Source organism: Labrys methylaminiphilus subsp. lupini (assembly GCF_051161885.1).
Classification (GTDB): Bacteria; Pseudomonadota; Alphaproteobacteria; order Rhizobiales; family Labraceae; genus Labrys.
This window is the reverse complement of the sequence record NZ_JBMDIH010000002.1, coordinates 1,458,450-1,479,076: the sequence shown is the minus strand read 5'-3', so window position 1 is coordinate 1,479,076 and position 20,627 is coordinate 1,458,450. Positions and strand designations below refer to the sequence as shown.

The window sequence follows — 20,627 nt, the reverse complement described above, 5'->3', positions numbered from 1 at the left end:
TGAAACCGTCCAGGCCCGAAACCCGGGCGGTTTCCGTTCATTGAAATTCTCGGCATCGACGGACGCTGCGGGACATTGATAGCACGCGAGGCCCATATGCCTGGCAGGCACAGGCAGCCTATTTGCCCGGCGAAGCCTGGGCAGCGGCTTCGATCAGCTTGGCGACAACTGCCGGGTTCGACACCATCACCACATGCGAGGCGCCCTTGACCACCACGGTCTGCTTGGAATGGGCGCGGTCCGCCATGAAGGCCAGGGCCTGGGGCGGGATGTTGCGGTCCTTGTCGCCATAGACGAACCAGGAGGGGATCGTCTTCCAGGCCGGCTCGGTCGAGGCCTCGCCGAGCGCGGCCTCGGTGATCGGCCGCTGCGTGGCGGCCATCAGCTTCGCCTCGGCCTTGGGAACGTCCGCGGCGAACTGGTCGGGGAATTTGGCCTGCTGGATATAGAGATCCTTGCCGCCGCCCGAGGTCGACACCGGCGGGGCGAGTGTCGGCCCGAGCGTCGAGCCGGGGAACTTGCCGCTGAGCCCGATGGCGGTCTCGCCCGTTTCCGGCGCAAAGGCCGCGACATAGACGAGGGCTTGGACATTGGCCTTTCCGGCGGCGGCCTCGCTGATGACCGAGCCGCCATAGGAATGGCCGACCAGGACCACGGGCGTCTTGATGCTGTCGATCAGGCTGGCCACGGAGTCGGCGTCACCGCGCACGCTGCGCAGCGGATTGGCGGCGGCGACGACGGGGTAGCCGTCCTTTTCGAGGCGCTGGATCACGCCGTTCCAGCTCGAGGCGTCGGCAAAGGCGCCATGCACGAGAACCACGGTTGGCTTGGCTGTCTCGGCCAGAGCGGGCGCACTCAGCAACAGGGCGCCGGCGACGGCCAGCCCTCTCACGAACTTCTTCATCGGACTTTCCTTCGGGTTGTCACCCGCACCGGATCTCGGGCGGGAAGATGAAATCGGGCGTTTACAGATCGGGAGCGAAGGTCTCGCGCATCGCGGCTTCTTCCTGCCGGATGCGGGTCACCAGGGGGATGAAATAGAGGGGAATGCCGATCACCAGCGTCCAATAGGCGTTGAGAGCCAGTGCGAAACCAATGAGTTCGGGCAGGATATTCAGAAAGTAGTTGGGGTGCCGCACGAACGAGAACAGGCCGCTCTGAACCCGCCGATGCTGCGGGCTGATGATGATCTTGATCGTCCATAGCCCGCCGAGCGAACGGATCACCGAAACGAGGACGAAAGTGGATGCGATGTAGATCGCGATGCCGCCCGCGGACACAAGGGCGTTCGGCTGATGCGATCTGGCCGCCGACTCGACGACCGCGCAGACGTAATAGATCACGTGAAAGACCGCGAGGAGGATGCTGTTCTTCGCGCCATATTCCTGCGCGCCATCCCTCTTCAAGGCCTTTTCGTGCCGCGCCGAAATCGCGAGCGTGAGGAGGCGCCAGGCAAAGGTGGCGACGGCGAAAAGGATGAGATGGGGCGGCATGTGAATTTCCGGATCGTCAGGAGCAGGGCGCCTTATGGCGCCAGCTTGGTAAAGACATAGTCACGCGCTTTCACGCGCGCCTCATGGCAGGCAAAGCAGGTCTCGTGTTGGGCCAGGTCCACAGGCTTGCCGTCGATGAAGCGCCCGAACCCCCAGCCGCCGGTGGCGGCATATTTTCTGGAATCCTTGACCATGACCTGCACCGTTGTTGCCGGCCCTGGTACCAAGGCGGATTCGAATTCCGGCGACTGCACATGCTTCCAGGCAAGCTTGACCAGAACGGTCCCGTCGGGGAAGGGCAGGGTCCCGGCACGATAGGCGTCGATCGCGGTCTTGTTGCCGAGGACAGTGCGCAGCTCGTTGAGGGGCTCGTGCTCCAGCGCCGGCGCCACCAATTCCCATTGCCGGTAGCCGTTCGGAATGGTGACGCCGTAGATCGGCGAGGCCGGCTTGGATGCGCTCTTCGGGGCTTCCGTATCCTGGGCGAGCGCTCCGGCCGCAGCGACGACCACAGCCACGAGGCAGGCACCGGCCAAAGGCATGGTCACTGAGGTCTTCATCGTGGAAGTCCTTCACCTGGTTCAGAAACGGGCGACGTCGAGCATCGCCTGGGCGAAGGCTTGCGGTGCCTCCTGCGGCAGGTTGTGGCCAATGCCGCCCTTGATCAGGCGATGCTCGTAGCGGCCGGAGAACCGCTTGGCATAGGCTGATGGCTCCGGGTGCGGCGCGCCATTGGCATCGCCTTCCATGGTGATCGTCGGCACGGTGATCGTCGGCAGGGCGGCGAGCTTCTTTTCCAACTCATCATACTTGGCTTCGCCTTGCGCCAAGCCGAGCCGCCAGCGGTAATTGTGGATGGAGACGGCGACATGATCGGGATTGTCGAAGGCCTGTGCCGAACGTGCGAAGGTCGCGTCGTCGAACTTCCATTGCGGCGAGGCGAGCTCCCAGATCAGCCGGGCAAAATCATGGGTGTATTTCGCATAGCCGGCCTCGCCCCGGTCGGTGGCGAAATAATACTGGTACCACCACTGCAGCTCCGCCTTGGGCGGCAGGGGCGCCTTGTTCAGCTCCTGGCTGCCGATGAGATAGCCGCTCACCGAGACCAGCGCCTTGCAGCGCTCGGGCCAGAGGGCCGCGACGATGTCGGCCGTGCGGGCGCCCCAGTCATAGCCGCCGATCACTGCCTTCTCGATCTTCAGCGCATCCATGAACGCGATGATGTCGCTGCCCAGCGCGGCCTGCTGGCCGTTGCGGGGCGTCTCGGCCGAGAGGAAGCGCGTGCTGCCATAGCCGCGCAGATAGGGCACGATCACCCGGTAGCCGGCTGCCGCCAGGATCGGTGCAACGTCGGCATAGCTGTGGATGTCATAGGGCCAACCGTGCAGCAGCAGCATGGGAGTGCCATCGGCTGGCCCGGCCTCGGCATAGCCGACATCGAGCACCCCGGCCTTGATCTGCTTGAGCGAGGCGAAGGCGGTATGGGTGCCGCGGCCGGATGCGGACGAAGAGGACTTGGTCTGTGCGCTGACGGCACCGATTGCGCCGAGCGGCGCGAGAACGGCACCGAACACCAGTGTGCCGAGCAGGCCGCGGCGCGATTGATCGATTTGTTCCGACATCGACATGAATCCCGATTGCTGAAGTTGTGGCCGTAAAAAGCCGCAACACTGTATCGGCCTTATGTCGCCATCGGCTGGATTTGAAAGGCTATGTAAGCCCCTTCCGCCTGGATACAGAGTGATACAATCGGCCACAGCCGCCGCCGGCCTGCCTGTATGGCAATGTATCGGCAAGCCAGCCGGATACGGCAGGATGCGGATCGAGGGCGGCGGAGACATATCGGGCAAACATGGCATCGCCAAAGACGGGGCACCGGCAGGAGGGCTGCCGTGAAATGAATGGAGTTGCCCCATGTCTTCAAACAAGATGTCTTCAAACAATTCGTCTTCTTCGAGCAATTTGCCTTCGCATGATTTCAACACGTCCCGACGCGGTTTGCTGAAATCGGCCGCCGCAGCGGCGCTCGTCGGCCTGATCCCCACCGCCTTGCACGCGGCGGAAGCCGGCAACGATATCAGGCCCTTCAAGATTGCCATTGCCGAGGAGGACATCGTCGATCTGCGCCGGCGCTTGAGCGCCACGCGCTGGCCCGAAGAGACGGTGTCCGACTTCTCGCAAGGGGTGACACTGGCAAGGCTGAAGCCGCTGGTCGCCTATTGGGCGGAATCCTATGATTGGCGCAAGGTCGAGGCCAGGCTCAACGCGCTGCCGATGTTCGTGACCGAAATCGACGGCCTCGACATCCACTTCATCCATATCCGCTCGCCACATGCCAAGGCGATGCCGATGATCATGACCCATGGCTGGCCGGGCTCGATCCTCGAATTCATGAAGGTGTTGGATCCGCTGGTCGATCCCACCAGATATGGCGGCAAGGCCGAGGACGCCTTTCATCTGGTGGTGCCCTCGATCCCCGGCTTCGGCTTCTCGGGCAAGCCGACGGCCAAGGGCTGGGGCTCCGACCATATCGGCCGCGCCTGGGGCGTGCTGATGCGGCGTCTCGGCTATGAGCGTTATGTGTCGCAGGGCGGCGACTGCGGCTCGGTGATCTCCCACCGCATGGCGCTGCAGAAGGTGCCCGGCCTGATCGGCATCCACGTCAACATGCCGGGGACGGTGCCCAAGGATATCGCCGCGATCCTGACGGCGGGTGGGCCGGCGCCCACGAGCCTCACCCCGGACGAGCGCCGAGCCTTCGATGCCCTTGACCTCTTCTACAAGGACAGTTCGGGCTATGCGACCATGATGGTCACGCGGCCGCAGACCATCGGCTATTCCCTGGTGGATTCACCTGTGGGCATGGCCGCCTGGATGTATGAGAAATTCGCGACCTGGACCTATAGCGGCGGCGATCCGGAGAAAGTGCTGACCAAGGATGAGATGCTCGACGACGTCTCCCTCTACTGGCTGACGCAGACGGGCGCTTCGGCGGCGCGCATCTATTGGGAGGACCACTCCAACAATTTCAATGCCGTCGACATTGCCGAACTGCCCGTCGCGGTGACGGTGTTCCCGGGCGAGATCTATCGGGCGCCCCGGAGCTGGGCGGAGCGCTGCTATCACAACCTCGTCTATTTCAGCGAGGCCGGGAATGGCGGCCACTTCGCGGCCTGGGAGCAGCCGGAGCTGTTCGTGCAGGAAGTCCGTGCCGCCTTCCGGTCGCTGCGCTGAGCTAGTCCTACCGGCGCTTGCCCCGCCGGTCGGGTGCCCATCCCCAGTGCCCGTGCAAGTGGGATTGGGATGTTTGCTTCACGACCAGGAAACGGCCTGGCTCAAGGCATCTCATAGGCGGTCGGCGGCTCGAACAACCCGCCCCGGCGGATTTCCAGGGCTCGGCCGATGCGCAAGGCCAGGGCTTCCTCGAAGCGGGGCACCGCGATCTGCAGGGCGGTCGGCAGGCCTGTTCCGACCAGGCCTGCCGGAACGCTGAGAGCGGCCATGTCCATCAGGTTGACGAAGCGCGTGAAGGTGCCGAGCGGGGTCTTGGTTTCGTCGATCTCGGCAAGCGGCGGCGGCAGGATCGGCGCCGTGGGCGTCAGCAGCGCATCCGCGCCCTCCAGATAACCGGCGAACTCGATCTGTGCGGCACGCCGCTGCTCCAGCAGGTTCTGGTAGCGGGCGCCGTCGATCTCCTTGCCCTTGAGGATGCGCGATCGCACGTCCGGATGGACCAGGCCGTCGTCCGGCCCGGCATAGCGGCCGAGATGATGCCAGGATTCGGCCGACATCAGCTCGCCGGTCAGCGTCATATAGGCTTCCGGCGCCCGGGGCATCGCCTTTTCCCGAATGTCCGCGCCGAGGGCCGCGAGGTCGGCGAGTGCAGCCCGGAACCGCTCGAGCACCAGCGGCTCGACACCGGCAAGGTCGGACGCCGCGGGGACGCGCAGGCGAAGCCCGGCTAGATCATGCTCCGATGCGCTCGACAGGGCGACCGGCGGTGCGCCGAATGTCGCCGGATCGAGCGGATCCCGCCCGGCCATGGCGGCGAAGAGGAGGGCAGCATCCTCGACCGAACGGGTGAGAGGGCCGACGCTGTCGAACGAGGGGGCGAGGGTCAGCAGGCCACCGCGCCCGATCCGGCCGACGGTGGTCTTCAAGCCGACGATGCCGCACATCGCGGCCGGGTTGCGGATGGAGCCGCCGGTATCGGTGCCGAGCGCCGCCGGGACGAGGCCGGCGGCAACCGCCACGCCCGATCCGCTGGAGGAACCGCCGGGCGCCCGGGGCAGGCCCGGATCTCGCGGGTTGAGTGGCGTGCCCGTGACGTGGTTGGTGCCCCAGCCGCCGAAGGCGAATTCGACGGTCTGGACCTTGCCCACGAGCACCATGCCAGCCTCGGCCAGCCGCGTCACGGCGTTGGCCGTTACAGCCTGGGGTTCGGCACCGAGCGCCCTGGAGCCGGCCCTCGTCGGCCAGCCTTTGACGTGGAACAGGTCCTTGGCGGCATAGGGGACACCGTCGAGAAAGCCCCGCGCCTCCCCGCGGCGGCGGCGCTGGTCGGATGCGATGGCAGCCTGCAGCGCCTCTTCCGCGAAAACGGCGACAAATGAACGAAGCGCGCCGTCATGGGCGGCGATGCGCTCCAGCGCGCGACCTGTGATGGCCTCGGAGGTAACACGGCCCTCCGCCAGCAGGCGGCCGAGCTCGGCGGCTGTTGCGAATGCGGAAATGCTGTCTGCGCCCACGTCGGTCTCCTCATCGGATTCGGCCAAGCAAAGCATGGCGCGGCCCGACAAGGGAAGACCAAGATGCCGGCGTCCTCGGGACCGGTCCGATCGGAGCTTCGGCAAAGACGGCGCTCCCGGCGTTTACGGGACGAGCAGCAGCTTGCCGGTGGTCTTGCGGCTCTCCATGTCCGCATGGGCCTTGGCTGCGTCCGCCAGTGGATACTCGCCGCCGACCCGAACCTCGAGCTTGCCGTCGGCCAGCCAGTCGAACAATTGGGTCGAGCGCGTGCGTAGCAGTTCGGGCGTGTGGATATGATCGAAAAAGACGGCGTAGCCGATCTTGATGCTCCTCGGCAGGCTCATGATGTCGAGCGGGCCGGGGCCGCCCAGGACCGGGCCATACCAGCAGAACGTGCCGGACCGGCGCACTATGTCGAGCGAGCCCTGGAAAGTAGTAGGACCCGAACCGTCATAGACGACAGAGACGCCTTCTCCCTTGGTCAGACGCAGGACATCCTCGGCAAACCGCCCTTCGGCGTCGACGATCACATGGTCGGCCCCGGCTGCCTTGGCCATGGCCACCTTGCCCGATGTCGAAACCCGCCCAATGACTTTGCCGCCCCGCAGCTTGATGATCTGCGTCAGTAGTAACCCCACGCCACCGGCCGCTGCGTGGACGAAAGCAGTGTCGCCGGGTTGGACCGGATAGAAGTCGGTGGCGAAGTGACTGGCCGTGAGCCCCTGCATCATGATCGCAGCGGCCGTTCGGTCATCGATCGCGTCTGGTACAGGCACCAGCGCGCCGGCCGGGATCGCGATCCGTTCCGCATAGCTGCCCGGTGCATAGACCCAGGCGACGCGCTGGCCGGGCTTGAAGTCCGCGACACCATCACCCCATGCCAGGACGCGGCCGACGCCTTCCACGCCCAGAATCTTGGGATCTGGGACCTCTGTCCAGGCCATGCCCTGCCTGACTCCGATATCCATGAAGTTGACGCCGGCAAAGGCGACCTCGACCAGGACTTCGCCGGGACACGGTGCCGGCTCGGCGCGCTCGACATGGCTCAACCTGTCGCTTCCGCCGATTCCGTTCATGACGACGGCTTTCATTGATTGACTCCTATATTGAATGATCGTTCCTGAATTGTGCAAAAAAAGACTTAGCGCAGAGCCCTCAAGGCCATGTCGGCCAGGCTGGTCAGAATCCCATGGTCGGCGCCGCTGCGCCCGGCGATACGAATGCCGGCGATGCTGGCGATCAGAAACTCGGCCGTTCTTTCCGGATCGAGACCGGCGGCCACATCGCCTTCGCGTTGCGCGTCGCGGACCCGGCCGGCAAGGACGCCGCCCAGGCTTCTGGCCAAGGAAGCGTTGATCTCGGCGAGATCGGCACGGGAAGCGCCGAACTCGCAGACCGAGCCGGTGCCGAGGCAGGACTGGTCGGCGCTGTCGACCACCCGGCGCAGCATCGCCTTGATGCCGTCCATGCCGCGCGCGCCACTCCGCAGGGCATCGAAATGGGCGGAGCATTCTCCCAGCCCATAGCGGCGCACCGCCGAGCAATAGAGCTGCCACTTGTCGCCGAAGGCGGCATAGAGGCTTTGCCGGCCGATGCCCATGGCGTCAACGAGCATCTGGGCCGAGCTGCCCTCGAACCCATGTTCCCTGAACACGCCAATCGCGGCGTCGAGCGCGGCGTCGGTGTCGAATTCCCGTAGTCTTGCCATATCGATGGTCTAAATATTCGGGAACGAATGTTCAAGAAAAATTTTGAAGGGATGCACTTCTTTCACCGCCATATCGATGCCCGGCCGTCTCGATACAGGGAGCTGTGCGTTCCGGACGGCCGGATGGCGGTTGGAGCAGAAGCCGTCATCCGAAGGTGAAGGCATAGGCTTCGACGCCGGGGTCGAGGAAGCGGACCTCGAAGGTCCGCGCCGACACCCCGCCGGACTGGCGCACGAGCTGGTAGAGCCGCGTTTCTCTGACCAGGCCGTTTCCTTGCGCATCGATATCGGCTCCGTGGTCGGGGCCGGGCGCCTTGCCGTCGACGGTGACCTGGAAGCGGACGGGCTTGCCGGCAGCGCCGGGACCGAGCACCAGGTGCAGGTCGCGGGCGCTGAAGCGATAAGCGATGCCACCGCCCGCCTTGTCGAGAACCGCTTTTTCCGGACCGACGGTCCAGGTGCCCGACAGGCCCCATTGGTTCAGGCCGGGATCCGCCACCGAATAGTCACGCGACGCGTCAGGCGACACGCGCTCGGCCGAGGCGAAATTATCGTCGCGGCTGTAGCCGAGATAGGTCTCCTGCGAACCGAGATTGCCGAGGTCGGGACTGGCCTCCGCTCCCTTCGCCGCGGGCGCGACCGCCTCTTTCGCCAGCCCGTCACTGCCGGCTTCCCGCAGCAGGTCCTGGATCGCCTGTTCGGTCTGGCGATAATTGCCCTCGCCGAAATGGTGGTAGCGGATCTGGCCGCGGGCATCGATCAGGTAGAAGGCCGGCCAATAGCTGTTCTGGAAGGCGCGCCAGATGCGATAGTCGTTATCGACAGCCACGGGATAGCCAATACCGAAATCCTGGACCGCCTGCCTGACATTGTCGAGCTTCTTTTCGAAGGCGAATTCGGGGGCGTGAACGCCGATTACTACCAGGCCCTGATCCTTGTACCTGTCCGCCCAGGCGCGAATATAGGGCGTGGTGCGGATGCAGTTGATGCAGGAATAGGTCCAGAAATCAACCAGCACCACCTTGCCGCGGAATTGCTCCGTGGTGAGGGCAGGCGAGTTCAGCCAGGCAACGGCGCCGTCGAGCGAGGGAGCCTGACCCTCGACGGGAAGATCGCTGCGGAAGGGTGTCTGTGCCTTGGCGCTCGCGATCAGCATGCCGCTGGCGGCGAGGCTGGACGTCATGGCGGTTCGCGGATCCACATGCAGCCTGTCGAGGATGGCCTGCTCGATGGTTACCGTGTCGGCATAGGAGAGCCGCGCCAGCACGCCGGTGTCCAAGCCCAGGGCAGCGGTGCCGACGCCAACGAGCACTGCCACGCCCAGACCCTGCCGAATGCGCTCGCCGATGCCGAGCGAATGCTTCATGGCGGCAAGGAGCCTGCCGCCCACCAGAAGGGCGCCGGCCAGCGAGGTGGCGGCACCGGCCGCATAGGCGAGCAACAGCAGCGTCGTTTCGACATTGGCGCCCTGCAGGGCCGCGCCGGTCAGCACCAGGCCAAGGATCGGGCCGGCGCAGGGCGCCCAGAGCAGGCCTGTCGCCACACCGAGGACGAGCGAACTGGCGGCCGTCCGCTTGCCTGAGGCCGCTGAAGCGCTGTGCAGCCGGTTGCCGAACTCGACGATCGGTTGGGTGATCGCGTTGGCGACGCGCGGCGAGATCAGGCTCAGGCCGAAGAGGGCCAGAAGCGCGATCGCAGCCAGGCGCGCGAATTCATTGGCCTGGATGGCCCAGCTCCCACCGACAGCCGCCAGTGTCGCAACCAGTGCGAAACTGCCGGCCATGCCGGCAAGCATGGGCAGCCTGCCGCGGAGGAAAGGCAGCCCGGTTCCGGCGAAGACGAAGGGGAGAATAGGCAGGATGCAGGGGCTGAGAATGGTCAGCACGCCGCCGAAATAGGCAATGGCTAGAAGAACCATCATTGTCTCCTGTGCAACGGAGTGCCGGGCCCACGATGGCAGGGAGGCCCGACGAGCAAGGAGGCTGATGTGGCGTGCGCGAGTATCGTGAATGTGTCGGAGGCCTTGGGCGATTGTACCGGCGTGTAGGCCGGGGCTCTGGTGGCGACACGACGACACAAAACCCGAGAAGTGACCGATAGAGCCTCGATTGTATCGGAACGTATCCGCGCCCGCCGGATCCTACATCCATATGCAATGGGCGCCGGCGAGGGACACATCCAGGATACATCGCGCTGGCCCAATTTCGCACTGCCGCGGCCCTGATTTCTGCGCCTTGTATGAGACTTCGAGCAGGTGAAAGCGTTTGGCGATTTGATGGCGCCGCCGGAAATCGCCGAGACGCTCAAGCCAATCCGATGGATTGGCTTGGAAACAACGAATTGGCGCAATGCGCGTTTTCAACAAAACGCGCATTGCTCTAGAAGACGTTGCTCTAGAAGACATGGTGTTGCGATGTAATACCCGGCTCGAATGCGTCGGCATTTTCGAGCGCAGGTATGAGTGACTGGCGCAAGCAGGAAGTTCAGGCATGGAACATGTCGACCACGTATTGATTGTCGATGACGACAGCGAAATTCGCGATCTGGTATCGAGCTATCTGAAGAAGAACGGCCTTCGTGCCTCGGCCGCTGCCGATGGACGCCAGATGCGCAGTTTCCTCGACGCCAATACGGTCGACCTGATCGTGCTCGACGTGATGATGCCCGGCCAGGATGGCCTCGTGCTCTGCCGCGAATTGCGAGCCGGAAAGCATAAGGCGATACCGATCCTGATGCTGACAGCCCGCAGCGACGAGATGGACCGCATCATCGGCTTGGAAATGGGCGCCGATGACTATCTGCCCAAGCCCTTCGCCGCCCGCGAACTGCTGGCACGCATCAACGCCGTCCTGCGGCGAACCCGCATGCTGCCGCCCAATCTGCAGATCAGCGAGGCCGGCCAGCTTCTGACTTTCGGCGAGTGGCGGCTCGACACCGTCGGCCGCCATCTCCTCGACAGGCAGGGCACGGAAATCGCGCTGAGCGGGGCCGAGTATCGGTTGCTGCGCGTCTTCATCGACCATCCCCAGCGCGTCCTCAACCGCGATCAACTCCTGAACCTCACGCAAGGCCGCGATGCCGACCTGTTCGACCGCTCGATCGACCTGCTGGTCAGTCGTCTGCGCCAGCGACTCGGCGATGACGCGCGCGAGCCGACCTACATCAAGACCGTACGCAGCGAAGGCTATGTTCTCTCCGTTCCCGTGGAGATCTCGGAGCCCCGGCCATGATGGTGGACGGCGCGTTCCACCCGCTGTGGTGGCCCAAGAGCCTTCGCGCCCGATTGTTTTTGATCCTGCTTGCAGGCCTGGCGATAGCCTATGGCCTGTCGTTCGGTGTCCTCTACGCCGAACGCTATATGTCGGCGAAGGCGCTGATGCTGCGCACGCTGGAAAACGATGTGGCGACCTCGATCGCCGTTCTCGACCGGACGCCGGCGAGCGAAAGGCCTGAGTTGCTGGATTGGCTGAGCCGCGGCAACTACAACCTCGCGCTGGGGCCGGGCCTTCCCGGTGTGCCCAACACCTCCAGCCATGGCCAGGAGATCGCGGCCAAACTGGAGAGTGCAGCCGGTTCCCGTTTCCCCCTGCGCATCGAAGCCATACCGGGTGAGGGCAACCGCCTGCAGGCCCATCTGACCTTGAGCGACGGCAGCCCCCTGACCATCGAGATCACGCCACGCGGCGTCATGCCGATCGCAGACTGGCTTCCTTACGTGCTGATGCTGCAGATGGCGCTCCTTCTGTTCTGTACCTGGTTTGCCGTAAGGCAGGCCATCCGCCCGCTCGGTGAACTCGCGGCGGCGGCCGACGCCCTCGATCCCAATGCGAAAAGCGTCCCGCTCAGCGAGGCCGGCCCGAGCGAAGTCGCCCATGCGGCCCGAGCCTTCAATGCAATGCTTGAGCGCATCGCTCACTATCTCGAAGAGCGTGTCCAGATTCTCGCCGCGATCTCCCATGACCTGCAAACCCCGATCACCCGCATGCGCCTGCGGGCCGACATGGCCGATGAGTCAGTGGAAAAGGACAAGCTGGTGCGGGATCTTCGCGAAATCGAACGTCTGGTCCAGGACGGCATCGCCTATGCGCGCAGCTCGCACAGCAGCGGCGAGAAAGCGGCGCGCATCGACCTTGTCTCCTTCATCGACAGCGTTGCTTACGACTATCAAGATACCGGAAAGGCCGTTACGGTGGTTGGCTGTGTCGACGGCGTCGCATCGACCAAGCCGCATGCGCTGCGGCGCATCCTCTCGAACTTCATCGACAATGCGCTGAAATTTGCCGGTGCCGCCGAGATTGGCGTGGAGCGCAGATCCGAGGGCAACATTGTCATCACGGTGATGGATCGCGGACCCGGCATCCCGGAAGACATGTTGAAGGCTGCCATGCAGCCCTTTTTCCGGCTGGAACAGTCCCGCAATCGCGAGACCGGTGGCACGGGCCTCGGCCTTGCCATCGCCCAGCAACTGGCCGGCACCATCGGCGGTGCGGTCCGGCTCTATAATCGCGACGGCGGGGGGCTGGCGGCGGAAGTCGTCATCCGCTGACTGCCGGAGCATTCTCCAAGGCTTTCCGGCATTGCGGTATGCCTGCATGTCGATCTCCCCGGAAACTACCGTTTGTTACACTTCCTGGGTTTTCGGAAACATGGCGGACAAACGCCCCCTTCAAGACACTCCGGTCTTTCCGATGCCGCAGGTGGCGGTATCGACAACCCAAGATGGACAGGAGTGTATCATGACCAAGATCGACAAGGTTCTCTATACCGGCCGGACCCACACCACCGGCGGCCGTGACGGGGCTGCACGCAGCGAGGATGCCCGGCTCGACATCAAGCTGTCGCCTCCCGGCAGCAGCCAGCCGGGCACCAATCCCGAGCAGTTGTTCGCGGCGGGCTGGTCGGCCTGCTTCATCGGCGCCATGGGCCTTGCGGCTGGCAAGCGCAAGCTGAAGCTCCCGACCGATACGGCTGTCGATGCTGAAGTTGATCTCGGCACCACCGAGGGCGCCTATTTCCTGCAGGCGCGCCTGAAGGTCAGCCTGCCCGGCCTCGATCGCGAGTTCGCGCAGGCCATCGTCGAGGAAGCTCACCAGACCTGCCCCTATTCGAAGGCGACGCGTGGCAACATCGATGTGGAGCTCGCCCTCGTCTGAGGAAGCGAGCTTACCGTCACGTTGCGTCTTCCACACCCAACCGAGAGGGCGCGGCATCGCCGCGCCCAGCGAGGCTTCCAATGAAACGGATCATGATTTGCATTCTGGGCCTGGCGATCCTGGCGGCCTCCTGCGTCTATGAGCCCGGCTCCCGGGAGCCGTCATCCCTTGCCGGGCTGCTGGCTCTCACGGGGGAGCTGCCCCCCGATCTGCCGCGATGACCGGCCAGAACCACAGGGACGGGCTGAGCCAACAGGCGTTCAGCCGTTTGCGTGCAGGATTTCCAGGTTGGGCAGCCCCCAACACTGGGCGTTCATATCCTGGGCCATGATGCCGAGGCCTTCGGTTTCGATCTCTCCCTGTCCCCAGATCGGATGCTGGGGACGGATCCTCGGATTGCTGCGGCCGTAGAGAAAAGGCGGAAAGATCAGGCCGTCACGATGCAGGTCCGCCTTGACCAGCAGCATCGTTCCACCGACCGCGTCCAGACGGACGGCTTCGTTCTCCCGCAGGTCGCACAGCATCTTGCTGCCATGCTCCCGCCAGCCATTCTGGTCGAACGTCGGCCCGCCCGGCCTGGTCACGCAGTGGGGATGGACGATCTCGAATCCCGTCGCCATCAGGCGGCGCAGGACGTCGGGCGGATATTCGACGAGATCGACATCGAGCCAGAGAACCCACTCTTCGTCGCGCAGGGACCGGAACAGAAGTTGATTGCGGGCCCGCGCCAGAATCTGGCGGCGCAGGAGCTGAATCTGGGGTGCCCAGCGATGCACGCCCGTCGGAATCTTGAAACCATGGTCTCGCTTGAACAGCGACAGGCGTCTTGCGCGCGCCGACAAGCCTGGCTTGAGTTCCTGGAGCTTGTCCCAGGTACCGTCCACGCTGTCACCTTCGAGGAGACCGATGCTCAAGCGCGATTTCGGCCAATCCAGCCTGTCGAGCAGGCCGAGATAGCGGTCGAGGTGCGGAACGGCATCCTTGACGGGCGTGAGCACGAGCACGGACGGACAGGCGCTTCGCGCCGAGGTCGTGCCTTTGGATCGGACTGCCACTTTGAAACTCTCCTAAACGGCTTCAGCCTGGGCGTGTTCTATCAACCCTTGGGACTGCAAATCCGCCAGGCAGCCTTCCACTTCCGCCGTCGGGACATAGGGCAATTCGAAATGCTTCTGCAGGAATTCTGCCATCGCCGCGACGGTATTCCTTCCGTCGCACAGTTCGAACAATATAGCCGCCGTAATATTGAGGAAATGGACCTTGTCGCGCCCCCGGTCATAGACGACATAGCCGTCGGGCAGTTCGTTGCTCTCAAGGTCGATACTTTGCCTGAAAAGCTGTCTTGTATTGTCGCTCATATCCAAAGGTCTTACCGAAAATAGATCACCATGCCCTGCGTCGACACTATCCGCGCAATTCCGGCCGACGCCGCATTGGTATGATGATAGCGACGAAACTGCGCCCGCGATAGGGAGCAACAATTCCTTCCGTGACCGGACGCGCATCGACGCTGGATGGCAGACCGGTTCTACATCCCCCAGGACTGTCATGAGCATCGCCGCGTTGCCGACAGGCGGCAGAAGCCATGTTTGCATGGTTTGTCTTTCCAGGCGCCTCGGCGCAGACATATCGTCCAGACCCGGCCGGTGTGAGGATCGTTGCAGATTATCAAAGAAGAGTGCCGTAACCTTCTTCACATCGATCTCGGCAAGGTGCAGATAAGAGAAGCCGCTCCGGCATCCGCTGCAGACGGTCGAGATTCGGCACCCCGCTGTGAATGAGGCTCGGGATATGGTGAGGCATCGTCTTGAGTCTTTGGCGGCCTTCGTGCTTGCTGGCCGCATAATGAATTGATGATGGAGTCGAGTTTGCCACCCGTCATTTCGCAGCCGGTCGTTGCTCCCCTCTCGCGTTCAGCCATTTTCCTGGTGGTAACCGTCAAGCCCGGCGGGGAGTCGGAGGCGGCGGTCCGGGCGTTGTGCGCGGATCTGTCGGGGCTTTTGCGGGCGGTGGGGTTCCGGGATCTCGAGGGGCGGCTGTCCTGCGTGATGGGCTTCGGCTCGGATCTATGGGACCGGCTGTTCGGAGCGCCCCGGCCGAAGGATCTGCATCCCTTCCGCGAGATCCGCGGCGTCCATCATGCGGTCTCGACCCCGGGGGACATCCTGTTTCACATCCGCGCCCGGCGCATGGACCTTTGCTTCGAACTGGCGACGCAGATCATGGCGCGGATCGGGCACGCCGTCGCCGGCAGCGACGAGGTTCATGGCTTCAAATATTTCGACGACCGCGACCTGATCGGCTTCGTCGACGGTACCGAGAACCCGGTCGACCAGGCGGCGGTGGATGCCACTCTCATCGGCGAGGAGGACGGCGCCTTCGCCGGTGGAAGCTATGTGATCGTGCAGAAATATCTGCATGATCTGACCGGATGGAACCAGGTGCCCGTCGAGCAGCAGGAGAAGATCATCGGGCGCGCCAAGCTGTCCGACATCGAGCAGGACGATGCGCTCAAGGCGCCGTACGCGCATAACGTCCTGACCTCGATCGAGGAGAATGGCGAGGCCTTGGAGATCCTGCGCGACAACATGCCGTTTGGCGACGTCGGCAAGGGCGAGTTCGGCACCTATTTCATCGGCTATGCCCGCTCGCCCAGCCGGATCGAGCGGATGCTGGAGAACATGTTCATCGGCCGGCCGCCGGGCAATTACGACCGGCTGCTCGATTTCAGCCGGGCGGTGACCGGCTCCTTGTTCTTCGTGCCGTCGGCGACGTTCCTGGACGATGTGGCGGCCGATGCTGCCGCGCCGGCGACGGCCGAACCGGTTCCCGCAGATATCGAGCCTGCGCAAAGCTCTGGTTCGCGGCCGGCTGGCGGTGACGGCTCGCTCGGTATTGGATCGCTCAAGAAGGAAGCAGGCCATGAATAATCTTCATCGGGAGCTGGCACCGATCTCCGACGGCGCCTGGGCGCAGATCGAGGAGGAGGCGACGCGCACCCTCAAGCGCCATCTGGCCGGCCGTCGTGTGGTGGACGTCGAGGGCCCGCAGGGCCTGGCGACATCGGCGGTGGGAACCGGTCATATCCTTCCGCTTGCAGGGCCGGGCGAGGGGGTCCAAGCCGCCCAGCGGGAGGTGAAGGCCTTGGTGGAACTGCGCGTTCCCTTCGAGCTGGCACGCCAGGCCATCGACGATGTGGAGCGGGGTGCGGCGGATTCGGACTGGTCGCCGGTGAAGGAAGCGGCGCGCAAGCTCGCCTTTGCCGAGGATCGCGCGGTCTTCGATGGCTTTGCCGCGGCCGGGATCGAGGGCATCCGTCAGGGCCTTTCCAATCCGGCCCTGACGCTTCCGGCCCAGGTGAAAAGCTATCCGGACATTGTCGCACAGGCAGTGAGCCAGTTGCGGCTGGCGGGGGTGGATGGGCCCTATGCGCTGGTGCTGGGAGCCGATGCCTATACGGCTGCCACCGGCGGCAGCGACGACGGCTATCCGGTCTTCGAGCATGTCGAGCGCCTGGTGGAGGGGGGAATCATCTGGGCCCCGGCGATCGAGGGCGGGTTGGTGCTGACGACGCGAGGCGGTGATTTCGAATTGTCCGTGGGCCAGGACATCTCGATCGGCTATGCCAGCCATTCGGCGACATCGGTCCAGCTCTACTTCCAGGAAAGCCTGACCTTCCGCCTGTTGACGACGGAGGCAGCCGTCGCGCTCCTGCCCGCCAAGAAATAGGGCAGGGTCGCCAGTATAAGGCGGGTGCTTTGCCATCGAGCGCGCTGAGAGCGCCGCGATCGGAGGCACTCGGCCTTTTTCGGTGCGGTCAATCGAGTCCGGTGCGGCGGATTGTCGTTTGAGCTGCGGCCCTCTCAGGCCGACGGTCTGCAGATTTTGGTGACCAGAGCCAGGAAGCCAGTCTGCTCCTCGGGCGTCAAGGTGCGCAGGATCTCTGCCTGAATTGCGACCACCAGAGGCCGCACCTCTTCCAGCAGGGCCTTGCCGCTTGGGGTCAGCGTCAGGATGCGCGCGCGCCGATCCGATGCCTTGACGAGGCGGCGGATCAATTGGCGCGCCTCCAGCCGCGAGACGACATCCCCGATCGTTACCTTGTCCATGTCGACAAGCGTGGCCAGCGTGGCCTGATCGATCTGCGGATTCTCCGCCAGCACGGACAGCACGGCGAATTGAAGCTGGGTCAGATCGAAACCGGCTTCCTGTGTCTTCTGCGTGAAGGTCGCGACGGAAAGCTGATGCAGCCGCCGGATCAGGTGCCCGGGAAGGTGGTGAATGAACGCCATATCCGCTTCCTCGAGCAAAGCGCGTTGAGACGGCAACGCTTGCTTGCTCTAGCTCTTTGGTTCCAAGCCAATCCAACGGATTGGCGAGAGCGTCGTCGCGATTCTTGGCGTGACCGCCACATCGCAAAACGCTTTAGCAGCGCTCCGCATGCGCGACAACCATTGACAAAATCAAATAGTAAGTATACGTACTATTCTCATCGGGAGGAACGACAATGGCCAATGCGATGCAGCCTGAAGACACGCCGGCGTTGCGCCAGCTTTATGCCGACTTCAAGGACCAGCACCTCAATCCGCTCTGGACGCAGCTTGGCGATCTGATGCCGCGCCATCCCCGTCCGAAGGCGGTGCCGCATGTGTGGAAATGGTCGGATCTGTTTCCGCTGGCGCAGGCCTCGGGTGCCCTCGTTCCGGTTGGCCGTGGGGGCGAGCGCCGCGCTATCGGGCTCGCCAATCCCGGCCTCGGTGGCGAGGCCTATGTCTCGCCCACGCTCTGGTGTGCCATCCAGTATCTCGGCCCAAAGGAGACCGCACCCGAACATCGCCATTCGCAAAACGCCTTCCGCTTCGTCGTCGAGGGCGAGGGCGTCTGGACGGTGGTGAACGGCGACCCGGTGCGCATGAGCCGGGGCGATTTCCTGCTGACGCCGGGCTGGAACTTCCATGGCCATCACAATGAGACCGACCAGCCGATGGCCTGGATCGACGGCCTCGACATTCCCTTCTCCTACCAGAACGATGTCGGCTTCTTCGAATTCGGTTCGGAGCGCGTGACCGACTACGCCACGCCGCAGTTCTCGCGCAGCGAGCGGCTGTGGTGCCATCCGGGCCTGCGCCCGCTGTCGGGGTTGCGAAACACCGTTTCCTCGCCCATCGGCGCCTATCGTTGGGACTACACCGACCGAGCGCTCACCGAGCAGTTGCTGCTCGAGGAGGAGGGCCAGCCGGCCACGGTGGAGCAGGGTCACGCGGCGATCCGCTATGTCAACCCGACCACCGGCGGGGACGTGATGCCGACCATCCGCGCCGAATTCCATCGCCTGCGCGAAGGCGTGGAGACGGCGGTGCGGCGGGAAGTCGGTTCCTCGGTGTTCCAGGTCTTCGACGGTCGCGGCGCGGTGGTGATGGGCGGCGTGACGCACAAGCTCGAAAAGGGTGACATCTTCGTGGTTCCTTCCTGGATCGCCTGGTCACTGCAGGCCGAAACCCGGTTCGACCTGTTCCGCTTTTCGGACGCACCCATCATCGAGCGCCTGAATTTTGATCGCACGCTGGTCGAGGACGGGGAGCGATGAGCGACCTCGACGCCGCCCGCCGAGCCCTGCAGGAGCGGCAGGGGCTCGGCGCGCGCTACGATGCGCCGGAAGCGCCGGCGGAAGATCTGCGGCTGGCGCGGCTGGGCACGGCCTATTTCGCCCGCAAGCTTAGCGAGCTCGGGGACGCCGCGCTCTACGCGCCATCCCGCGTTCCCGGCTGGACCCGCGCGCATGTCATCTGCGACGTCGCCTATCAGGCGCGGGCGATCAGCCGGCAGATGGAGGCGGCGACAGCAGGCGAGGCGGTCCCACCCCTTTATGACGACGAGGCAGGGCGGATCGAGGATATCGAGCTCGGCGCCACGCTGCCCGCCCGAGCCCTGCGTCATCTGTTCGACCACGCTGCCGTGCATCTCAACGTGGTCTGGCGCGATCTGCCGGGTGCCGCCTGGGAGGCGCTTGTGGCCGATGTTGAGGGGCACGCACGGCCTTTGCGGGGCACGGCGATGGAACGGGCACGCCGACTTTGGCACGGAGCCCTTGAACTGGACAATGGGGCACGATTGCGCGACCTGCCGCTCGAATTCCGAGCCTGAGGGCAGGCGACATCACAGCAAGGGAAGAATCCGATGACGAGTGCGAACCTGTTTCCCTCGCCTGCCTGGCCGACGGTGCCGGTAAAGGGCGAGGCGGCCGCCTATCCCATTCACCGCATCTTCTGCGTGGGCCGCAACTACGCCGCCCATGCCGCGGAGATGGGCGTCGAGGTGGATCGCGAGGCGCCGTTCTATTTCACCAAATCGGCGCTGACCGCCGAGCAGAGTGGTGCGGTGGTCGCCTATCCGCCCGGCACGTCGAATTTCCACTACGAGATGGAGCTGGTGATTGCCATCGGCGCGCCGGTCTTCAAGGCGGACGTCGCCGCGGCGCAGAAGGCCATCTATGGCTATGCGTGCGGCCTGGACATGACGCGCCGCGATCTCCAGCTCGAAGCGCGTGCCAAGCAGCGCCCCTGGGATCTCGGCAAGGATGTCGAGCAATCCGCCGTGTTCGCCCCCATCACCGGGGTCGCTGATTTCGCCGCCATCGGACCCCAGCGCATCCATCTGGCGGTGAATGGCGAGATCAAGCAGGAGGCCCATCTCAGCGACCTGATCTGGAAGGTGGAAGAGATCGTCAGCCATCTCTCGCACTACTACCATCTCCAGCCCGGCGACCTGATCATGACCGGAACGCCGGCCGGCGTCGGTGCCGTGGTGACCGGTAATGTCATCACCGGCGGCATCGACGGTCTCGACCCGATCGAGCTCACGATCGGGGCAGCGGAATGATCCGCTTTCACGGCTATTTCCGTTCGTCCTCGGCCTATCGCTGCCGCATCGCCTTCAACCTCAAGGGCGTGACCTATGATTTCACGTCGGTGCATCTGCGCCGGGATGGCGGACAGCAGAAGGCGCCGGCCTATCGCGCCCTCAATCCCCAGGCGCTGGTGCCGACACTGGAGGAGGGCGACTTCCGCCTCACCCAGTCGCTTGCCATCATCGAATGGCTTGACGAAACGCAGCCAGGGCTGAAGCTGGTTCCCGAGGATGCGAACCTGCGTGCCGAGGTGCGCGCCTTTGCGCAGGTCATCGCCTGCGATATCCATCCGCTGCAGAACCTTCGCGTTCTCGATTATCTGAAGACCGGCTTCGCTGCCGATCAGGCGGCGCTGGATGGCTGGTGCCAGCGCTGGATCATCGATGGTCTTGCCGCCTGCGAAGCAATACTTGCCCGTCGCGCGCCTTCCACCTTCTGCTTCGGGGAGGCTCCCGGCCTAGCCGATGTCTGCCTGGTGCCTCAGGTTTTCTCGGCCCAGCGCTTCGGCGCCGATCTATCGGCCATGCCGCGCCTCCTGGCCGTTCATGCCGCCTGCGAGGCGCTTCCCGCCTTCGCCGACGCCCATCCGAGGAAGCAGCCCGACTGGGAGGCATGAT

At 64.4% G+C, this 20,627-nt stretch carries 22 protein-coding genes; 11 read left to right on the top strand and 11 right to left on the bottom strand.

What is annotated here, in order from left to right:
* Positions 1 to 118: 118 nt before the first annotated feature.
* From ACN6KF_RS32420 to ACN6KF_RS32405, 4 genes are all read right to left on the bottom strand, one after another.
* Positions 119 to 904 (bottom strand): alpha/beta fold hydrolase, encoded by a 786-nt coding sequence (locus tag ACN6KF_RS32420; RefSeq protein ID WP_434960990.1) that lies wholly within the window; start codon positions 902 to 904, stop codon positions 119 to 121.
* Positions 905 to 965: 61 nt separating this feature from the next.
* Positions 966 to 1,493 (bottom strand): isoprenylcysteine carboxyl methyltransferase family protein, encoded by a 528-nt coding sequence (locus ACN6KF_RS32415; protein ID WP_434960989.1) that lies wholly within the window; start codon positions 1,491 to 1,493, stop codon positions 966 to 968.
* A 32-nt stretch (positions 1,494 to 1,525) separates the two neighbouring features.
* Complete coding sequence (locus ACN6KF_RS32410; RefSeq protein WP_434960988.1) at positions 1,526 to 2,053, bottom strand: cytochrome P460 family protein; 528 nt, start codon at positions 2,051 to 2,053, stop codon at positions 1,526 to 1,528.
* 21 nt (positions 2,054 to 2,074) lie between these two features.
* Positions 2,075 to 3,115: an alpha/beta fold hydrolase gene (locus ACN6KF_RS32405; RefSeq protein ID WP_434960987.1), complete on the bottom strand. Its 1,041-nt coding sequence runs from the start codon at positions 3,113 to 3,115 to the stop codon at positions 2,075 to 2,077.
* Between the two features lie 307 nt (positions 3,116 to 3,422).
* Here ACN6KF_RS32405 and ACN6KF_RS32400 point away from each other — a divergent pair, with 307 nt between their 5' ends.
* A complete protein-coding gene (locus ACN6KF_RS32400) occupies positions 3,423 to 4,727 on the top strand; it encodes an epoxide hydrolase family protein (protein WP_434961364.1) in 1,305 nt (434 codons plus the stop codon).
* A gap of 101 nt (positions 4,728 to 4,828) precedes the next feature.
* On the opposite strand, the gene ACN6KF_RS32395 is transcribed toward ACN6KF_RS32400, so the two are convergent.
* The 4 genes from ACN6KF_RS32395 to ACN6KF_RS32380 form a co-directional block, all read right to left on the bottom strand.
* On the bottom strand, positions 4,829 to 6,241 hold the full coding sequence (locus ACN6KF_RS32395) for an amidase (RefSeq protein ID WP_434960986.1): 1,413 nt from the start codon (positions 6,239 to 6,241) through the stop codon (positions 4,829 to 4,831).
* A gap of 123 nt (positions 6,242 to 6,364) precedes the next feature.
* Positions 6,365 to 7,333, bottom strand: a complete 969-nt coding sequence (locus tag ACN6KF_RS32390; RefSeq protein ID WP_434960985.1) for a quinone oxidoreductase family protein — start codon at positions 7,331 to 7,333, stop codon at positions 6,365 to 6,367.
* A gap of 50 nt (positions 7,334 to 7,383) precedes the next feature.
* Positions 7,384 to 7,950, bottom strand: a complete 567-nt coding sequence (locus ACN6KF_RS32385) for a TetR/AcrR family transcriptional regulator (RefSeq protein ID WP_434960984.1) — start codon at positions 7,948 to 7,950, stop codon at positions 7,384 to 7,386.
* A gap of 145 nt (positions 7,951 to 8,095) precedes the next feature.
* The gene (locus ACN6KF_RS32380; RefSeq protein ID WP_434961363.1) at positions 8,096 to 9,868 is read right to left on the bottom strand and encodes a cytochrome c biogenesis protein DipZ; all 1,773 of its coding nucleotides are present in this window, start codon (positions 9,866 to 9,868) and stop codon (positions 8,096 to 8,098) included.
* 571 nt (positions 9,869 to 10,439) lie between these two features.
* On the opposite strand from ACN6KF_RS32380, the gene ACN6KF_RS32375 reads away from it, so the two are divergent.
* From ACN6KF_RS32375 to ACN6KF_RS32360, 4 genes are all read left to right on the top strand, one after another.
* Entirely contained in the window at positions 10,440 to 11,180 is a 741-nt protein-coding gene (locus ACN6KF_RS32375; protein ID WP_434960983.1) for a response regulator, read from the top strand.
* On the top strand, positions 11,177 to 12,496 hold the full coding sequence (locus tag ACN6KF_RS32370; RefSeq protein ID WP_434960982.1) for a sensor histidine kinase: 1,320 nt from the start codon (positions 11,177 to 11,179) through the stop codon (positions 12,494 to 12,496). Before ACN6KF_RS32375 ends, ACN6KF_RS32370 begins: the two co-directional genes overlap by 4 nt.
* Positions 12,497 to 12,686: 190 nt before the next feature.
* Positions 12,687 to 13,103: an organic hydroperoxide resistance protein gene (locus ACN6KF_RS32365; protein WP_434960981.1), complete on the top strand. Its 417-nt coding sequence runs from the start codon at positions 12,687 to 12,689 to the stop codon at positions 13,101 to 13,103.
* A gap of 92 nt (positions 13,104 to 13,195) precedes the next feature.
* Positions 13,196 to 13,324 carry a hypothetical protein gene (locus ACN6KF_RS32360; protein ID WP_434960980.1) on the top strand — a complete coding sequence of 43 codons (129 nt, stop codon included), beginning with the start codon at positions 13,196 to 13,198 and terminating at the stop codon, positions 13,322 to 13,324.
* Positions 13,325 to 13,363: 39 nt separating this feature from the next.
* Here ACN6KF_RS32360 and ACN6KF_RS32355 read toward each other — a convergent pair whose 3' ends face one another.
* The gene (locus ACN6KF_RS32355) at positions 13,364 to 14,158 is read right to left on the bottom strand and encodes a glycosyltransferase family protein (protein WP_434960979.1); all 795 of its coding nucleotides are present in this window, start codon (positions 14,156 to 14,158) and stop codon (positions 13,364 to 13,366) included.
* Between the two features lie 12 nt (positions 14,159 to 14,170).
* The gene (locus ACN6KF_RS32350; RefSeq protein WP_434960978.1) at positions 14,171 to 14,800 is read right to left on the bottom strand and encodes a PqqD family protein; all 630 of its coding nucleotides are present in this window, start codon (positions 14,798 to 14,800) and stop codon (positions 14,171 to 14,173) included.
* 159 nt (positions 14,801 to 14,959) lie between these two features.
* Between ACN6KF_RS32350 and ACN6KF_RS32345 the strand changes: the two genes are divergently transcribed.
* Entirely contained in the window at positions 14,960 to 16,033 is a 1,074-nt protein-coding gene (locus ACN6KF_RS32345; RefSeq protein ID WP_434961362.1) for a Dyp-type peroxidase, read from the top strand.
* Entirely contained in the window at positions 16,026 to 16,832 is an 807-nt protein-coding gene (locus tag ACN6KF_RS32340) for a family 1 encapsulin nanocompartment shell protein (RefSeq protein ID WP_434960284.1), read from the top strand. The genes ACN6KF_RS32345 and ACN6KF_RS32340 overlap by 8 nt, the downstream gene beginning before the upstream one ends.
* A gap of 134 nt (positions 16,833 to 16,966) precedes the next feature.
* Here the strand turns inward: ACN6KF_RS32340 and ACN6KF_RS32335 are convergent, their stop codons facing one another.
* Positions 16,967 to 17,395 (bottom strand): MarR family winged helix-turn-helix transcriptional regulator, encoded by a 429-nt coding sequence (locus ACN6KF_RS32335; protein ID WP_434960977.1) that lies wholly within the window; start codon positions 17,393 to 17,395, stop codon positions 16,967 to 16,969.
* 215 nt (positions 17,396 to 17,610) lie between these two features.
* Between ACN6KF_RS32335 and ACN6KF_RS32330 the strand changes: the two genes are divergently transcribed.
* From ACN6KF_RS32330 to maiA, 4 genes are read left to right on the top strand one after another with little or no spacing between them, the layout of a single operon-like run.
* On the top strand, positions 17,611 to 18,690 hold the full coding sequence (locus ACN6KF_RS32330; protein WP_434960976.1) for a cupin domain-containing protein: 1,080 nt from the start codon (positions 17,611 to 17,613) through the stop codon (positions 18,688 to 18,690).
* Complete coding sequence (locus ACN6KF_RS32325) at positions 18,687 to 19,247, top strand: maleylpyruvate isomerase N-terminal domain-containing protein (protein WP_434960975.1); 561 nt, start codon at positions 18,687 to 18,689, stop codon at positions 19,245 to 19,247. The genes ACN6KF_RS32330 and ACN6KF_RS32325 overlap by 4 nt, the downstream gene beginning before the upstream one ends.
* 33 nt (positions 19,248 to 19,280) lie before the next feature.
* Positions 19,281 to 19,982, top strand: a complete 702-nt coding sequence (locus ACN6KF_RS32320) for a fumarylacetoacetate hydrolase family protein (protein ID WP_434960974.1) — start codon at positions 19,281 to 19,283, stop codon at positions 19,980 to 19,982.
* Entirely contained in the window at positions 19,979 to 20,626 is a 648-nt protein-coding gene (maiA, locus tag ACN6KF_RS32315; protein ID WP_434960973.1) for a maleylacetoacetate isomerase, read from the top strand. The genes ACN6KF_RS32320 and maiA overlap by 4 nt, the downstream gene beginning before the upstream one ends.
* Position 20,627: the final 1 nt, after the last annotated feature.

Coding starts and splice junctions, on each gene's coding strand:
- ACN6KF_RS32420 (WP_434960990.1), bottom strand. CDS start 904: ATGAAGAAGTTCGTGAGAGGGCTGGCCGTCGCCGGCGCCCTGTTGCTG.
- ACN6KF_RS32415 (WP_434960989.1), bottom strand. CDS start 1,493: ATGCCGCCCCATCTCATCCTTTTCGCCGTCGCCACCTTTGCCTGGCGC.
- ACN6KF_RS32410 (WP_434960988.1), bottom strand. CDS start 2,053: ATGAAGACCTCAGTGACCATGCCTTTGGCCGGTGCCTGCCTCGTGGCT.
- ACN6KF_RS32405 (WP_434960987.1), bottom strand. CDS start 3,115: ATGTCGGAACAAATCGATCAATCGCGCCGCGGCCTGCTCGGCACACTG.
- ACN6KF_RS32400 (WP_434961364.1), top strand. CDS start 3,423: ATGTCTTCAAACAATTCGTCTTCTTCGAGCAATTTGCCTTCGCATGAT.
- ACN6KF_RS32390 (WP_434960985.1), bottom strand. CDS start 7,333: ATGAAAGCCGTCGTCATGAACGGAATCGGCGGAAGCGACAGGTTGAGC.
- ACN6KF_RS32385 (WP_434960984.1), bottom strand. CDS start 7,950: ATGGCAAGACTACGGGAATTCGACACCGACGCCGCGCTCGACGCCGCG.
- ACN6KF_RS32380 (WP_434961363.1), bottom strand. CDS start 9,868: ATGGTTCTTCTAGCCATTGCCTATTTCGGCGGCGTGCTGACCATTCTC.
- ACN6KF_RS32375 (WP_434960983.1), top strand. CDS start 10,440: ATGGAACATGTCGACCACGTATTGATTGTCGATGACGACAGCGAAATT.
- ACN6KF_RS32370 (WP_434960982.1), top strand. CDS start 11,177: ATGATGGTGGACGGCGCGTTCCACCCGCTGTGGTGGCCCAAGAGCCTT.
- ACN6KF_RS32365 (WP_434960981.1), top strand. CDS start 12,687: ATGACCAAGATCGACAAGGTTCTCTATACCGGCCGGACCCACACCACC.
- ACN6KF_RS32360 (WP_434960980.1), top strand. CDS start 13,196: ATGATTTGCATTCTGGGCCTGGCGATCCTGGCGGCCTCCTGCGTCTAT.
- ACN6KF_RS32345 (WP_434961362.1), top strand. CDS start 14,960: ATGGAGTCGAGTTTGCCACCCGTCATTTCGCAGCCGGTCGTTGCTCCC.
- ACN6KF_RS32340 (WP_434960284.1), top strand. CDS start 16,026: ATGAATAATCTTCATCGGGAGCTGGCACCGATCTCCGACGGCGCCTGG.
- ACN6KF_RS32335 (WP_434960977.1), bottom strand. CDS start 17,395: ATGGCGTTCATTCACCACCTTCCCGGGCACCTGATCCGGCGGCTGCAT.
- ACN6KF_RS32330 (WP_434960976.1), top strand. CDS start 17,611: ATGGCCAATGCGATGCAGCCTGAAGACACGCCGGCGTTGCGCCAGCTT.
- ACN6KF_RS32325 (WP_434960975.1), top strand. CDS start 18,687: ATGAGCGACCTCGACGCCGCCCGCCGAGCCCTGCAGGAGCGGCAGGGG.
- ACN6KF_RS32320 (WP_434960974.1), top strand. CDS start 19,281: ATGACGAGTGCGAACCTGTTTCCCTCGCCTGCCTGGCCGACGGTGCCG.
- maiA (WP_434960973.1), top strand. CDS start 19,979: ATGATCCGCTTTCACGGCTATTTCCGTTCGTCCTCGGCCTATCGCTGC.